The sequence below is a fragment of the Martinezella sp. CNPSo 3795 genome, assembly GCF_057784475.1.
On the sequence record NZ_JBXSOQ010000003.1, the window covers coordinates 346,180 to 360,299 of the forward strand.

Annotated in this window: 16 protein-coding genes; all 16 read right to left on the bottom strand. The window is 60.0% G+C overall.

Annotated features, from left to right (window positions below; translation table 11 throughout):
- Window positions 1–2 precede the first annotated feature (2 nt).
- Window positions 3–626 carry a Urease operon accessory protein gene (locus tag AC13QY_RS11340; RefSeq protein ID WP_269245135.1) on the bottom strand — a complete coding sequence of 208 codons (624 nt, stop codon included), beginning with the start codon at window positions 624–626 and terminating at the stop codon, window positions 3–5.
- A gap of 17 nt (window positions 627–643) precedes the next feature.
- Window positions 644–1,081: a lysozyme inhibitor LprI family protein gene (locus AC13QY_RS11345; protein ID WP_183813741.1), complete on the bottom strand. Its 438-nt coding sequence runs from the start codon at window positions 1,079–1,081 to the stop codon at window positions 644–646.
- Between the two features lie 18 nt (window positions 1,082–1,099).
- Window positions 1,100–1,405 (bottom strand): urease subunit beta, encoded by a 306-nt coding sequence (locus tag AC13QY_RS11350; RefSeq protein WP_269245109.1) that lies wholly within the window; start codon window positions 1,403–1,405, stop codon window positions 1,100–1,102.
- A gap of 10 nt (window positions 1,406–1,415) precedes the next feature.
- The gene (locus AC13QY_RS11355; protein WP_269245108.1) at window positions 1,416–1,670 is read right to left on the bottom strand and encodes a DUF1272 domain-containing protein; all 255 of its coding nucleotides are present in this window, start codon (window positions 1,668–1,670) and stop codon (window positions 1,416–1,418) included.
- A gap of 7 nt (window positions 1,671–1,677) precedes the next feature.
- Complete coding sequence (locus tag AC13QY_RS11360) at window positions 1,678–1,980, bottom strand: urease subunit gamma (RefSeq protein WP_015340839.1); 303 nt, start codon at window positions 1,978–1,980, stop codon at window positions 1,678–1,680.
- A gap of 31 nt (window positions 1,981–2,011) precedes the next feature.
- Window positions 2,012–2,833 carry an urease accessory protein UreD gene (locus AC13QY_RS11365; RefSeq protein ID WP_269245107.1) on the bottom strand — a complete coding sequence of 274 codons (822 nt, stop codon included), beginning with the start codon at window positions 2,831–2,833 and terminating at the stop codon, window positions 2,012–2,014.
- A 225-nt stretch (window positions 2,834–3,058) separates the two neighbouring features.
- Window positions 3,059–3,754 (bottom strand): class I SAM-dependent methyltransferase, encoded by a 696-nt coding sequence (locus tag AC13QY_RS11370; RefSeq protein WP_269245106.1) that lies wholly within the window; start codon window positions 3,752–3,754, stop codon window positions 3,059–3,061.
- 121 nt (window positions 3,755–3,875) lie between these two features.
- Complete coding sequence (locus AC13QY_RS11375) at window positions 3,876–4,844, bottom strand: 2-hydroxyacid dehydrogenase (protein WP_269245105.1); 969 nt, start codon at window positions 4,842–4,844, stop codon at window positions 3,876–3,878.
- Window positions 4,845–4,990: 146 nt separating this feature from the next.
- Window positions 4,991–6,112 carry a branched-chain amino acid ABC transporter substrate-binding protein gene (locus AC13QY_RS11380; protein WP_095435602.1) on the bottom strand — a complete coding sequence of 374 codons (1,122 nt, stop codon included), beginning with the start codon at window positions 6,110–6,112 and terminating at the stop codon, window positions 4,991–4,993.
- Between the two features lie 186 nt (window positions 6,113–6,298).
- Complete coding sequence (locus AC13QY_RS11385; RefSeq protein ID WP_095435603.1) at window positions 6,299–6,652, bottom strand: DUF6867 family protein; 354 nt, start codon at window positions 6,650–6,652, stop codon at window positions 6,299–6,301.
- 24 nt (window positions 6,653–6,676) lie between these two features.
- On the bottom strand, window positions 6,677–7,405 hold the full coding sequence (locus AC13QY_RS11390) for an ABC transporter ATP-binding protein (RefSeq protein WP_069611708.1): 729 nt from the start codon (window positions 7,403–7,405) through the stop codon (window positions 6,677–6,679).
- Window positions 7,405–8,277 carry an ABC transporter ATP-binding protein gene (locus tag AC13QY_RS11395; protein ID WP_069611709.1) on the bottom strand — a complete coding sequence of 291 codons (873 nt, stop codon included), beginning with the start codon at window positions 8,275–8,277 and terminating at the stop codon, window positions 7,405–7,407. Before AC13QY_RS11395 ends, AC13QY_RS11390 begins: the two co-directional genes overlap by 1 nt.
- Window positions 8,277–9,701 carry a high-affinity branched-chain amino acid ABC transporter permease LivM gene (livM, locus tag AC13QY_RS11400; RefSeq protein ID WP_113330250.1) on the bottom strand — a complete coding sequence of 475 codons (1,425 nt, stop codon included), beginning with the start codon at window positions 9,699–9,701 and terminating at the stop codon, window positions 8,277–8,279. The genes AC13QY_RS11395 and livM overlap by 1 nt, the downstream gene beginning before the upstream one ends.
- 4 nt (window positions 9,702–9,705) lie before the next feature.
- Window positions 9,706–10,608, bottom strand: a complete 903-nt coding sequence (locus AC13QY_RS11405) for a branched-chain amino acid ABC transporter permease (protein WP_069611711.1) — start codon at window positions 10,606–10,608, stop codon at window positions 9,706–9,708.
- A gap of 307 nt (window positions 10,609–10,915) precedes the next feature.
- Window positions 10,916–13,342: an FAD-dependent oxidoreductase gene (locus AC13QY_RS11410; protein WP_113351608.1), complete on the bottom strand. Its 2,427-nt coding sequence runs from the start codon at window positions 13,340–13,342 to the stop codon at window positions 10,916–10,918.
- Between the two features lie 218 nt (window positions 13,343–13,560).
- Window positions 13,561–14,115 carry a sarcosine oxidase subunit gamma family protein gene (locus tag AC13QY_RS11415; protein WP_113351609.1) on the bottom strand — a complete coding sequence of 185 codons (555 nt, stop codon included), beginning with the start codon at window positions 14,113–14,115 and terminating at the stop codon, window positions 13,561–13,563.
- Window positions 14,116–14,120: the final 5 nt, after the last annotated feature.

The following is a 14,120-nucleotide window of genomic DNA, read 5'->3' on the forward strand; positions in this document are numbered from 1 at the left end:
AATCAATCTCCTTGGGAGGCAGAGAGGAGGTTCGTGTCGGCAAGTCGCCTCAGGCGGCCGAGGGATATGTAGGCGTCCACCAGCCGTTTCTCGGCGGCGAAGGGATGTTCTTCCCAGCCCGTGTGGCTGAAACCGGTAATGGCGATATCGTCGTCGGAATAACGCGCCATCACATCGGCAATCACGATCATGCCGCTGCTCGGCACAACGTAGGAGCCGGGATCATGCTCTGCGAGTGCCGCATCGACGCCTTCGTGAATGGATTGACCGATCACGACATGCCGCTTGCCGGTTGCCTGACAGAAGGCGGTGAACTGGTCGGTATAGTCGTCGCAGAAATCGTCGAGTTCCGGATGCGAGATCGCCAGCGGCGTGCGCAGCGCCGCGAATTTGACCGGATCGCGCACGCTCCAGATCTCGGATGCGGAAGCAACGGCAGGGCTCTTGCGCCATTCGGCCGAGCCGAGCATGGCGCGCGCCGGCCGGCCGGTATTGCACACCGCAACGACGTCGGTTCGGCTGCCGCCGGCCCCCATCGAGCGGCAATCGTTGAAACGGATCACAAGATCGGCGGCATCGATGACGGCTGCGGCACCTGCCGCAACCTCACCATTACCGACAATCATTACGCTACGCCTGGAACTCACTGGTTGCCCTCCGGTCCATCGGCGAGGTCCTTCAATTCCTTGGTCCGCTTCTTCGTCAGGTCCGCCTTGCAGCCGGAGACGAGCATGGGCTCCATGGAGCCACCACGCGCCTGGAACCCTTGGGCCTCGCATTCGCCGTCGCGATAATCCACCCAGGCTCGCTGCGCCTTGATAAGCGCCTTTTCCGCGCCCTTCATGTTGTTGTCGAGATCCGCGTCGATGGCGACCATCGCCGCGCGCGTCTTCTTGTATTGCGCATTCAACGCCTTGTCGGCCTCACCGAATTCGAGCACAGCACAGATATTCATGTCCGTCTGCGTCTGTGCATTGGCGCAATCGGCCCCAGATTTCTTCGCGGTTTTCTGCGCAAAGACCGGGCCGCAAACCAGAACGGCGACAAGAGCGGCAGCGGATGCAAGCAATTTCATCGACATTGCGCTTCCCCGGAGACTCTACAGCTTGCCCATGACCTGCTGACGGAAGCCGTAGACTTCGCGCTTGCCCGACAGCGGGATCAGCGTTACCGCGCGCGTCTGCCCCGGCTCGAAGCGCACGGCTGTTCCGGCGGGAATGTCGAGCCGCATGCCCCTTGCCTTGTCGCGATCGAAAGAAAGCCCGGCATTGGTCTCGGCAAAATGATAGTGGCTCCCGACCTGAACCGGCCGATCGCCGGTATTGGAAACCTCAAGCGTCACAGTCGGCGCTCCGGCATTGAGTTCGATGTCGCCGCCTGCGGCGATGATTTCACCTGGGATCATGGTTCTCTCCTCATGCGGCCCGGACGGGCGCGCATCCCTCAGCTTTCAGAACACGCTTGGTCGAAGCGGGATATTTGGCGAGCAAGGCTGCCGGACGGACAGGACGCCGCGCGAAGTCGCCGCCGCAGTTCGGGCAGACGCCGTCCAGCACCGTATTGGCACAATCGGCGCAGAAAGTGCACTCGAACGTGCAGATCATCGCCTCCTCGCTTTCCGGCGGCAGATCCCTGTCGCAGCATTCGCAATTGGGCCTCAGCTCCAGCATGGCAACCTCATCGGATGGGTTCGTGGACGGTCACGAGCTTGGTGCCGTCGGGGAACGTCGCCTCGACCTGAACGTCATGGATCATCTCGGCAACGCCTTCCATCACCTGATCGCGCGTGATGACATGGGCGCCGGTCTCCATCAGCTCGGCGACCGGGCGGCCGTCGCGTGCGCCTTCGACCACGAAATCGGTAATCAGCGCAATGGCTTCGGGATGATTGAGCTTGACGCCGCGCTCCAGCCGCCGCCGCGCTACCATCGCCGCCATCGAAATCAGCAGCTTGTCTTTTTCTCTCGGAGTGAGGTTCATCGCCTACCTATGTGATTGCTGTTTGCTCAATTTACAGATTCCAGACTTTCGGCACGGGCGCTCCGTCGCGCAAGGCAGAAATGATCGGAATAAGGATTTTTCTGAGCGCGAAGCCATCGGCGGCAGCGAGCCGCACGACGAGCTTCTCGCCCCAGTGGCTGGCGCCGCCCATATGCGTTTCAAGAAGCGGCCGGACGCGGCCGAGATAGGTCTCAGCCAGCGGCCCGACGTAAAGCAAGGTCGCAAAGGCAACCTGACGGTTCAACACGGCCATCTTGGCGGTCAATGCAGCCACATCGCCATCCAGCCGCAACTCCTCGGCGTGAACCAGACGACCACCGCGGCGGATGCGCCAGCGATCGCGAAACAGCCCCTGCTCCATCGCCTCGCCCATGGCTTTCCGCCCGAGCAGGATCGCCTCGACGGCAAGGAATTCGGCCGTTTCGTCAAGCTCGACATTCAATGCACGTGAAAGCGAGGCGCGATCGAACAGGATGGTCTCCTGCGGCAGCCAATCGACCCGAGCGCCACTGCCGACCTTGATCGAGGTTTCAACTTCAGCCGTGCCCCTCGAAGCCTTGTAGATCTTCTCGCAAGCCTGTGTCGTCACGTCGATGCGCGTGCCCGGCCCGGCAACGACACTCCAATCCATCCGGTCGCCGCCGGTGAGACCGCCGGCGGTGTTGATGATGACCGCCTCCATCGAATGATCGAAGGTTTCCGGCAGCCTGATCTTGGCAGCCCCTTCCTGGAAAAGCTCGGCAAGACGCGTACGGCCGCCAAGCGACTTCGCCGCAAGATGGCCGCGACCCCGCGCCCGCTGCGGTCTCGTGCCTGCCGCCATCATTGCCATCAGCCTCTCCACACATCACGTCATGCCAAAGCCCGGCCATTGAAGCCCGGCAAGGAATAAATGCAAGCAATTCCTGTGCCTTATGCGATCTCCCGCAATGTCGATCTGAAACCGGCCAAATCAGCTGAATTTTTCGTCAAACGCCGAAAAGAAAGGCAATGAGCTTCAGTGGGCTGAACAGGTATCGGCAGCAGGTCGACACAAAGCTCTCCCTGCAAAGCGCATCTAGCCCTTCACTGCCGAGAAGAAGAGGAAGCGCGGCTTGGTCGTCAGGCTCTTGTATGCGCCGGGAAAAAGAGTGCTGACCCTGGGATCTGGCTGCGGCTCGCTCACGATATCGATCCGAAATCCGGCCGATCTTAGCGCATCGAACATGGCATGCAGCGGCCGATGCCAAAATCGCATGGTGATGTCCTTGCCGCCACGGTGCCACGTCTCGCTGAAATTATAGGTCTCGAAATAGCTTTCTCCGCTGACCGGATCATGATCCATGAACGGATGATGCGTCGAAAAAATCAGGCGGCCGCCATCGGACAAGACACGCCTGAATTCCGAAAGAGGCCGCGACCAATCGTGCAGATAATGCATGACCAAGGAGGCCATGACCAAATCGAAGGCGCCGTCTTCGAAAGGCAATCGCTCGTTCAAATCGGCCAGCAATAATCGCGCCCGCCCTTCCAGGCGGCGCCGTGCGATTTCGAGCAAGCCCGCGCTCGCATCGACGCCGGTCAGAACCGCTCCCCGATCGACGAGGGCGGTAGCGTGAGCCCCGCCTCCGCAACCCGCATCGAGAACGCGAAGTCCGGCAACGTCGCCGGCGAGGGAGAGAATTGCAGGTCGCTCATAATAAGCATTCCAGGCATTGTTCTCATTGTCGGCCTGATAGGCGGCTGCGAACGCATCATAGTCATTCTCAGACACTGTTCCTCCTTGCCGGAAAACGGCACATATGACAGCACTTCAAGTGATTGATGCCGCCACCTCGTGGACGCGCGGCCTGTCCGGCAACGTCGTATCGCAGTCTGGGTTTCTGTGTTTCTGCCTAGATCACACGATCCGGTGGCTCGCGCCCGGCAAAGAAGGCAGTGATATTGTCCACCACCTTCATACCCATGGCCGTGCGCGTCTCTTCCGTGGCACTGCCGAGATGTGGCAGAAGCACGACATTCTCCAACTCCCGCAGCCGTTCGGGAACATGCGGCTCCGCTTCATAGACATCAAGACCGGCACCGCGGATCGTTCCCTGCTCCAATGCCGATATCAGCGCCGCCTCGTCGACCACATCGCCCCTTGCCGTGTTGATCAGGAAAGAGCCGGGCTTCATGGCTGCGAGGCGAGCCGCATTCATCAGATGGCGGTTCTCGGCGCCGCCCGGACAGTGCAGCGAGACGAAGTCGGAGACTTCCAGAACATCTTCGACGGTTTGCAATTGCATGGCGCCATAGCGCGAAGCTTCCATCGGATCTATTGCCGAGCGATTATAGAAAACAACATCCATGCCGAAGCCGAAGTGACAGCGCTGCGCGAAGGCACGACCGATACGGCCGAAGCCGATGATGCCGACAGTCTTGCCCGTCACCTTCGTGCCGACGAGATGCGTCGGCCGCCAGCCGGCCCAGGTGCCAGCCCTAACCTCGCGCTCGCCTTCGCCGCCGCGTCGGGCAACGGAGAGGAGCAGCAACATGGCGATATCAGCCGTGCAATCCGTCAGCACGCCCGGCGTGTTGGTGACGGCTATGCCTTTTTCCTTGGCAGCAGCGATATCGATGTGGTTGAAGCCGACACCGAAATTGCCAAGGACCTTTGAGCGGATCGCCCCCTCGAAAAGCGCGGCCGGAAGCTTGTCGGAAACCGTCGGCAGGACCGCATCATAAGTGAGCAGCGCCTCGCGCAGCTGCCCCGCATCGAGTGCTGCGTCATCCCTGTTCAAAGTGGTGTCGAAACGCTCCGAAAGCACCGCCTCGACCGCCGATGGCCAGCGCCGGGTCACGAGAATACGGGGTTTGCTCATGCTGTGATCCTCCTGCCGATACAAGGGAGACTTAAAGCAGCTTCGGCATGAAGGAAATGGCGAACCGATATCGCAGATATGAAAAAGCCCGACCAGTGGCCGGGCTTCCCAAATCTTGCTGATGCCGGAAACCGGCGTCGCAAAGTTTACTTCGAAATTTCGGCGTAGTTGTACTTGCCGTCGGAGCCCTTGGACCACTTGTACATGACGTAGTCCGGACGGGTGATGTCGCCCTTGGCGTTGAAGCCGAGGTCGCCGATTGCGGTCTTGAACGGACCCTTTGCCTTCAGCGCGTCGGCAACGGCCATCGGATCGTTGGAACCGGCAGCCTTGGCGGCGGCAGCGATAACCTGCAGAGCCGAGTAGGAGTACAGCGTGTAGCCTTCCGGCTCGTAGCCGGCAGCGCGGAACTTGGCGACGAGATCGGCGGAAGCCGGGTTCTTGCGCGGATCCGGCGCGAAGGTCATCAGCGTGCCGTCGACGGCGTCGCCGGCGATCGATGCCAGCTCGTTCGAGACGATACCGTCACCGGACATGAAGTGAGCCTTCACGCCCTGGTCGGCCATCTGACGCATGATGAGGCCAGCTTCCGTGTGCAGACCGCCGTAGTAGACGAAGTCGACGCCAGCCTGCTTCATCTTCGCGATCAGGGCCGAGTAGTCCTTGTCGCCGGGGGTGATGCCTTCATAAAGAACTTCCGTCACGCCGGCGGCGTTGAGGTTCTTCTTGGTCTCGTCAGCTAGGCCCTGACCATACGGGGTCTTGTCGTGAACGACGGCAACCTTGGCGCCCTTGAAATTGTCGGCGATATACTTGCCGGCAACTTCGCCCTGCTGGTCGTCACGACCGCAAGTACGGAACGTGTTCCACAGGCCGCGCTCGGTGAACTTCGGGTTCGTCGAAGCGGGCGTGATCTGCAGGATGCCGTTTTCAGCGTAGACTTCCGAAGCCGGGATGGAAACGCCCGAGTTGAAGTGACCTACAACGAACTTCACGCCGTCAGCGACGAACTTGTTTGCGACCGAAACGCCCTGCTTGGCATCGGAGACGTCGTCGCCGAGTTCGATCTTGATCTTTTCGCCATTGATACCGCCGGCCGCATTGATGTCCGCAGCTGCCTGCTCTGCACCCTTCTGAAGCTGCGCGCCAAACGCAGCATTCGGGCCCGTCAACGGACCACCGACGCCAACAATAATGTCGGCCTTCGCAACGCCGCCGAAAGCGATCATCGCCGACAAGGCCACCGCCGACAGAAGATACTTCTTCATATTATTACTCCCAATTTTTAAGCGGGTTCCGTTTGATCTGCCCTGCGCGATACCCACCAATCATCACGCCGGTAACGCTTGCATTCCGAACTCTGGAAGCATGACCCCTGCCCGTTCCCGTCTGTTTTTATGGGGCTGGGTGACGCTCTTGGTTGTACGCAGACTGTGCCTAGTTTAGGCGCACTGTCAATTCTTCTTCTTCCACGAAAAGGCCGAGGTCTTTTCATAGAGCCAGTAATAATTATTCACCATCTGATCGGTACGTCGATACCGGTATCCCGCCGTCGCAAAAACAAGCAGAAGCACGACATCGATGATGTAGATGGTGACGTCGAAAACCGGGCCATTGAACAGCGCATGGTGCAGAAACTGCAGGCCAAGGCCGATCAGAAAGCTGTAGATGACGACAAGCGGATAGGTTTCCCAGCTGGATGCAACGGCGCGGCCAGCGCGCCATGCGGTCCAGAAACCGAGAATGACGATAACAGCGCGGATGACCATGCGCCCGCCGGTATCGGTGTCGAAGAGAAGTCCCTGCATCTTAAATTCTCCGCGAAACGAAACTCAATGGTGACCGCCTTCGAGATAGGCGGCACGCACCTCCGGATTGGCGAGCAGTTCCTTGCCGGAACCGCTCATCGTCACCCGGCCGTTGACCATCACATAGGCGCGGTCGGAAAGCTTGAGCGCCGCAAAGGCGTTCTGCTCGACGAGGAACACAGTCAGCCCCTGGGTCTGGTTCAGAACCTTGATCGCCTCGAAGATGCCCTTGACGATCAGCGGCGCCAGGCCAAGCGAGGGTTCGTCCAGCAGCAGCAGCTTGGGACGCGCCATCAGTGCGCGGCCGATCGACAGCATCTGCTGCTCGCCGCCCGAAAGCGTTCCGCCGCGCTGCGACTGGCGCTCCTTCAGCCGCGGGAAGAGCGTGAAGATCTTCTCGACGTCCTCGTTGAAATATTTGAGCTTGTCGAGACTCGCGCCCATCTGCAGGTTTTCATAGACGGTCATGCGCGGAAAGATGCGCCGACCCTCGGGCGACTGCGCGATGCGAAGCCGCGCGATCTCATGCGTCGGCATGCGCGTGATATCGCGGCCGTCGAAGGTGACCGAGCCGGTGCGCGCCTGCGGGCTGCCGCAGATCGTCATCATCAGCGTCGATTTGCCGGCGCCGTTGGCGCCGATCAGGCTGACGATCTCGCCGCTATTGACTTCGATATCGACGCCGGCAAGGGCGCGGATATTGCCGTAATAGGTTTCGACACCCGCAACTTTGAGAAGTGGTTGCCCCGCCATCAATGTTCACCCTCTTGGAGGTGCTCGACTTCGGCAATCACCTCTTCCACTTCCTCATCCTCGACGCCCAGATAGGCGGCAATCACGCGAGGATCGTTCTTGACCTCATCCGGCGTGCCATCGGCGATCTTCTGCCCATATTCGAGCACGATGACATGGTCGGAAATTTCCATGACCACGGACATGTCGTGTTCGATCAGCAGGATCGATGTGCCGGTGTCCTTGCGGATGCTGCGAAGGAATTCGTTGAGAACCAGAGATTCGCGAGGATTGAGACCGGCAGCCGGCTCGTCCAGGCAAAGCAGTTCCGGCCCCGTACACATGGCACGAGCGATTTCCAGGCGGCGTTGCGCGCCGTAAGGAAGGTCGCCTGCAGGATCGTCGGCGCGATCGATGAGATCGGCCTTTTCGAGCCAGAAGCGCGCCAATTCGATCGCATTCTTCGCTTCGGCTCGATAGGGACCGATGCCGAGCAGGCCGAGGATCGTGTAGCCGGAGGCACGCATCAGCTTGTTGTGCTGCGCCACCAGCAGGTTTTCGAGCACCGTGAGGCCCGAAAACAGACGGATATTCTGGAAGGTACGCGCCACCTTGGCTTCGCGCGTGATCCGGAAATCCGGCAGCCGTTCCAGGAGATATTCCTTGCCGCTCTTCTGCTGCAGCGTAAGCATGCCCATCGTCGGTTTGTAGAAGCCGGTGATGCAGTTGAACACGGTCGTCTTGCCGGCGCCGTTCGGCCCGATCAGCGCGGTGATATCGCCACGCTTGGCCTCGAACGAGAAGTCGTTGATCGCCATCAGGCCGCCGAACTTCATTGACAGGTGGTCGACCTTCAAGAGGACGTCGCTGGGGTTTGCGGTCACAGCGTTCATCAGCCGTGGCCCTCCTTGGTAAAGCTGCCTGAAACCGCTTTTCGCTCCTTGAGGAAAGCGGTCGGCTCGCGCGTGCCGACAAAGCCGCGCGGCTTGAAGATCATAACGACCACCATAGCGAGGCCGAAGATCAGCATGCGGTAGAGTTCCGGTGTGAAGTCCGGGCCGAAACCGGGAATGATCGTGGTATCGCCGAAGACCAGCCCGGTCTTGAGGAAGCTCATGTTGCGCAGCAATTCGGTGCCGCCAACCATGGCGATCGCGGCAATCGCGATGCCCTTCAGCGACCCCATGCCGCCGAGAACGACGATGGCGAGGATCACGGCGGATTCGAGGAACACGAAGGATTCCGGCGAGACGAAGCCCTGACGCGCCGCGAAGAAGGAGCCGGCAAAACCGCCGAACATGGCGCCGGTGGCAAAAGCCGTCAGCTTCGTCGTCACCGTATTGATGCCGAGCGAACGGCAGGCGATTTCATCCTCACGCAACGCTTCCCACGCACGTCCGATCGGCATGCGGCGCAGCCTGATGGTGACATAGGCGGTCAGCATGCAGAGCAGCAGGATCACGTAGAACAGGAAAACCTTGTACCAGGCCGACGAGATCGGCAGACCGAAACTGCGGACGAAGTTGTGCGGATCCTTCATATCGAAAGTATACAGGCCAAAAAGCGATGCCTTGGTGATGTTGGAGATGCCGAAGCTTCCCTGCGTCACATCGGTCCAGTTGGTCAGCACGATGCGGATGATTTCACCGAAGGCAAGCGTCACGATCGCCAGGTAATCACCCCTGAGGCGCAGCACCGGAAAGCCCAGGACCATCCCCCAAAGCGCTGCCAGAATGCCCGAAATCGGCAGAAGCAGCCAGAAGGATAGGCCGAAATGCATCGATAGCAGAGCATAGGAATAGGCGCCGACCGCATAGAAGGCGACATATCCCAGGTCGAGCAGACCGGCGAGGCCGACGACGATGTTCAGACCCCAGGCAAGCATCACGTAGATGAGGATCTGGATGCCGAAATTGTCGACATAGGTCAGCGCCCCTTGCGGGCCGAGGATTGCCACCGCCGCTATCGGATAGATCAGCAGAAACACAAGGGCGATCTTGTTGAAATGCTTGGAGACGAAGCTTTGTTCGCCCTCTACCTGCACGACCTTGGCCTTGGCTGCCTTTCGCGCTGCCAGATAAGGCTGGACGAAGACCGTCATGATGAAGCGGCCGACGGTAGCGATCGCGACGATGATCGCCAGAAGACCCCAGCGCTGCACGATAATCAGCTTGTTGTCCATATTCTGATCGGTCTTGAGACCGATATAGAGGACGAACATGCCGAAGGATATGACAGCGGTCCAGAGGGCGTCCGTAATCCCCTTCTGGACAAGACCGGGCGCGGTCTTGCCTGCAACGAAGTTTGAATTTGCCATGGCGTTATACCTTTTCGACTTCCGGCCGACCGAGAATGCCCGTCGGCTTGAAGATCAGCACGTAGGCAAGGATGCCGTACGTGGCGACATCCTTATACGCGATGGGAAAATTGCCAGACCAGAAGGACTCGATGAAGCCGATCATCAGGCCGCCGAGAACAGCGCCCGGAAGCGAGCCGATGCCGCCCAGAACCGCCGCCGTGAAAGCCTTGACGCCCGGCACGAAACCGTCCGTGAAGTTGGCCACACCATAATACATCAGATACATCGTGCCGGCGACAGCAGCGAGTGCCGCACCCATGATGAAAGTGATGGAGATGGTGCGGTCGACATTGATGCCGAGCAGCGCCGCCATCTTGCGATCCTGCTCGGTCGCCCGCTGGGCACGCCCAAGCGCCGTCTTGTTGACGATGTACCAGAAGGCGGCGAGCAGCACGACGGTGATGATGAAGATGATGATCTGCTTCAGAGACAGCGAGACGCCGCCGAAATTGTAGACATCGCCCACCAGCGTCGGGATCGGCTTGTTGCGCGGGCCCTGTGCAACCTGGATGAAGTTCGACAGAACGATCGACATGCCGATTGCCGTGATGAGCGGCGCGAGGCGGAACGATCCGCGCAGCGGCCGATAAGCCACCCGCTCGATCACCCAGTTCCACAGGCTCGTCATCAGCATGGCGACGATCAGCATGACAAGCAGCATGATCGCGACCGGCAGGCCGGCGAAGAGCGAAATGAGAACGAGATAGGTGATAAGAGCGGCGAAACCGCCGAGCATGAACACATCACCGTGAGCAAAGTTGATCATGCCGATGATGCCATAAACCATGGTGTAACCAATGGCGATCAGGCCGTAGATCGACCCGAGAGTCAGCCCGTTTAAGAGCTGCTGGATAAAATAATCCATATATCATTTCCCCTGGATGCGGCGTCATACGACCGCATCTCTTATTGCTTTTTTAGGTTCCTTCTAGAGGCCTATGGGCGCGATTCCATACTGGTTTCGAAGGAAATGTGAAGCCAAAAAGGCGAGAAATTGACAAATTCTTTTCAAATCGCCGTGCGCTGATGCGAATCCGACCAAAAATGACACGAAAGCGGCAGGCCATGGCTCAAAATTAGCCAAAACCGTGAAGCGGCGCCTGCACTCTGAAGAGCTCTTGTCAGAGGCAGGCCTCGTCAGGCCCGCCATAGTGATCGCCTGAACCGCGACTTTACGCCCGCATCCTGGCACCATCCGCATCGAACAGCGGCTCGGCCTGCAGCCTTGCCGGCAAGAGCTCGCCGAGCAGTTCGATCGACCAGCCTTGCACCTCGTCGGCGATTTCCTTCGGCACGTAACCCACAGCGACGGAAAGACCGGAAGCATGAGCATAGCCGCCTGACGTCACCCAGCCACAGACCGCCCCGTTGTGATAGATCGGCTCATCGCCGATGACATCGGCATCCCTGGCCGAGAGGATGAAGGTCCGCAGGCGCAACGTGCCGCCCTCCGCCCTTTCCTTGGCGGCGGCCGCCTTGCCGATGAAATCGGCCTCCTTGGACAGCGCCACGAATCGGTTGAGGCCGGCCTCGAACGGCCCGTAGAGTGGTCGGTATTCGCGCGCCCAGCTGCCATAGGATTTGTCGAGGCGCAGCGCATTCAGCGCTCTCAGCCCAAAGAGCCGGATGCCGAACTCGGCACCTTCCTGCATCAGAAGGTCAAAGATATAGCGCTGATGCTCCGGTTTCATCCAGATTTCATAGCCAAGGTCGCCCGTATAGGAAACGCGGCCGACGATCGCAGGCGCCATGCCGATATCCATGCGGCAAATGGACATGAACGGGAAGGCGGCGGTCGAGAGGTCCTGGTGGGTCAGCTTCTGCAGCAGCTTGCGGGCGTTCGGACCGGCGATCGACAGGCCGAGAAGCGAAAGACCGAGTGCTTCGAGCCGGACCGAGCCGTCCTTCGGCAGCAGTCCTTCGAACCAGCGCATGTGATAGGCTTCGGCAATGCCGGAGCCGATGAGAAGGAAATCCCCCTCGCCCAGCTTCGCCAGCGTGAAATCGCCAATCAGCTTGCCGTCGTGCTTCAGCATCGGAGCCAGCGTCATCCGACCTACGGCCGGAATGCGGCAGCTCAACAGCCGATCGAGGAAAGCTTCCGCTCCTGGTCCCTTAATCGAATATTTGGCAAAGCCGGAGGTCTCCATCAGGCCGACGCTCTCGCGCACCGCCCTGGCTTCGGCGCCGACGACATCGAAGTCGTTGGAGCGGCGCCAGGAGAATTGGTCGAGCTCACCCTGCGGCGCGAACCACAGGGCCTGCTCGAGACCATAATAAGCGCCGAATACGCCGCCGGCTTGTTTCAGCTTATCGTAGATCGGCGTCGTCAGCAGCGGACGAGCGGCCGGCAGCTCCTCGTTAGGATAGCGGATCGAGAAGCGACGGGCATAGTTCTCGCGTACCTTGGCATTCGTATAGGCGAGCGTCGCGTAGTCGCCATAGCGCGAAACGTCCATGGCGAAAACGTCGAAGCCCGGATCGCCGTAAATCATCCAGTTGGCGAGTGCGAGCCCCACACCGCCGCCCTGGCTGAAGCCGGCCATGACAGCGCAGGCCGACCAATAGTTCCTCAAGCCACGCACGGGGCCGACGAGCGGATTGCCATCAGGCGAAAAGGTGAAGGGGCCGTTGATGATCTTCTTGATGCCGGCATTGTTGAAGGCCGGGAAATGGCGGAAGCCGACTTCCAGTTCCGGCGTGATCCGCTCGATATCCTCGGCCAGCAGCTCGTGACCGAAATCCCAGGGCGTCGTCACCGGCGACCATGGACGGCAGGCCTTTTCATAGGTGCCCATCAGCATGCCCTGCCGCTCCTGGCGCAGATAGATCTCGCCATCGAAGTCGACGCAGTGCATCAGCTCCTTGCCCGTCGTCTTGTTGAAGTCGATGACCTCGGGCATGTCCTCGGTGATCAGATACATATGCTCCATCGCGAGCACCGGCAGCTCCAGCCCGACCATACGGCCGACTTCGCGCGCCCAGAGACCGGCGGCGTTGACGACATGCTCGGCGATGATCTCGCCCTGGTTGGTGATGACCCGCCAGGAGCCATCCTCGCGCTGTACGAGCTCTTCCACCTTGGTATGCAGGTAGATTTCCGCACCGTTCTTCTTGGCCGAGCGAGCATAGGCATGCGTGGTGCCATAGGGGTCGAGATGGCCTTCGACGGGGTCGTAAAGCGCGCCGACAAACTGATCGGGATCGAGAAGCGGCATCATTTCATGCGCTTCCTTCGGCGTCAGCAGCGTCGCTTCCAGGCCATTGTAGCGGCCCTTGGCGAGAATGGATTTCAGCCAGTCGAAGCGCTGCGGGGTGGCCGCCAACATCAGGCCGGAAGTGAGGTGCAGGCCGATGTCCTGGCCGGAATATTCCTCGATCTCCTTATAGAGCTCGACCGTATATTTCTGCAGCTTGGCAACGTTCGGATCGCCGTTGATCGTATGCATGCCGCCGGCAGCATGCCAGGTCGAGCCGGATGTCAGCTCGGAGCGCTCGAGCAGCACGACATCGGTCCAGCCGAATTTCGTCAGGTGATAGAGCACCGAACATCCGACGACACCGCCACCGATGACGACGACCTTGGCATGGCTTTTCATTGGGAATCCCCTGTTTTCGGCACGAAGCCGCCGGGTGTCTTCCCGCGCGACCGACCGTATTTGAGAGGAAACCTAGAGACTATCCGAGAGACCAAATAGCCCGAACTGCGAAACCAATATGTCTGTTTGCGCCATCGCAATTGTTCGGATCGCGCCATCGGCTATCGACGGCAACGGCCGGTCGGTAAGGCGCTCGACCTCCGCCGCCACGAGGCTTTTCAGTCGGCGAAACCGGCCGTGAGCGCGAACTCCCGCCCCATCTCCATGATCTCTTCGAAGACACTGCCGGCATAGGAGCGCGGCACGATGATTTCGAAATGATCCGGACCGGTCCGGGCAACATTGACGCTGACATGGCAGCACAGCATGTTGGCCGACTGCCCCTCGGCAAAGACCTGCGGATGCAGATCGACAGCCACGCATTTGGCAAGGATACGGCGAACGCTCGGGCCGGAGATGCGAAGCAGCACGCGACCGTCGCTCTGCTCGAAGAAGGAGGTCCGGGCGGGATCGAGCGTGAAAAGATCTCGTGCCACGCTATCGGCACCGAGCGTCTCCGACACCACGAACCATTCCCTCGGCCCGACATCGCGAACCGATACATCCTTCAATGCCTTCAGGCTTGCCAGAATACCGTCTTGATCGCCGGCCCTGGCGAGCACAGAGAAGATGGCCGGATGACGCACGACGGCGAGATGATTCGGATTGGCGGCAGCTTCGAAGCCGGAAATATGATCTTCCAGCACATGCCTGTTCTGAAACGCGACGCTCATCAATC

Coding starts and splice junctions, on each gene's coding strand:
- AC13QY_RS11340 (WP_269245135.1), bottom strand. CDS start 626: ATGATTGTCGGTAATGGTGAGGTTGCGGCAGGTGCCGCAGCCGTCATC.
- AC13QY_RS11375 (WP_269245105.1), bottom strand. CDS start 4,844: ATGAGCAAACCCCGTATTCTCGTGACCCGGCGCTGGCCATCGGCGGTC.
- AC13QY_RS11350 (WP_269245109.1), bottom strand. CDS start 1,405: ATGATCCCAGGTGAAATCATCGCCGCAGGCGGCGACATCGAACTCAAT.
- AC13QY_RS11365 (WP_269245107.1), bottom strand. CDS start 2,833: ATGGCAATGATGGCGGCAGGCACGAGACCGCAGCGGGCGCGGGGTCGC.
- AC13QY_RS11405 (WP_069611711.1), bottom strand. CDS start 10,608: ATGGATTATTTTATCCAGCAGCTCTTAAACGGGCTGACTCTCGGGTCG.
- AC13QY_RS11395 (WP_069611709.1), bottom strand. CDS start 8,277: ATGAACGCTGTGACCGCAAACCCCAGCGACGTCCTCTTGAAGGTCGAC.
- AC13QY_RS11345 (WP_183813741.1), bottom strand. CDS start 1,081: ATGTCGATGAAATTGCTTGCATCCGCTGCCGCTCTTGTCGCCGTTCTG.
- AC13QY_RS11355 (WP_269245108.1), bottom strand. CDS start 1,670: ATGCTGGAGCTGAGGCCCAATTGCGAATGCTGCGACAGGGATCTGCCG.
- livM (WP_113330250.1), bottom strand. CDS start 9,701: ATGGCAAATTCAAACTTCGTTGCAGGCAAGACCGCGCCCGGTCTTGTC.
- AC13QY_RS11380 (WP_095435602.1), bottom strand. CDS start 6,112: ATGAAGAAGTATCTTCTGTCGGCGGTGGCCTTGTCGGCGATGATCGCT.
- AC13QY_RS11410 (WP_113351608.1), bottom strand. CDS start 13,342: ATGAAAAGCCATGCCAAGGTCGTCGTCATCGGTGGCGGTGTCGTCGGA.
- AC13QY_RS11360 (WP_015340839.1), bottom strand. CDS start 1,980: ATGAACCTCACTCCGAGAGAAAAAGACAAGCTGCTGATTTCGATGGCG.
- AC13QY_RS11385 (WP_095435603.1), bottom strand. CDS start 6,652: ATGCAGGGACTTCTCTTCGACACCGATACCGGCGGGCGCATGGTCATC.
- AC13QY_RS11415 (WP_113351609.1), bottom strand. CDS start 14,115: ATGAGCGTCGCGTTTCAGAACAGGCATGTGCTGGAAGATCATATTTCC.
- AC13QY_RS11390 (WP_069611708.1), bottom strand. CDS start 7,405: ATGGCGGGGCAACCACTTCTCAAAGTTGCGGGTGTCGAAACCTATTAC.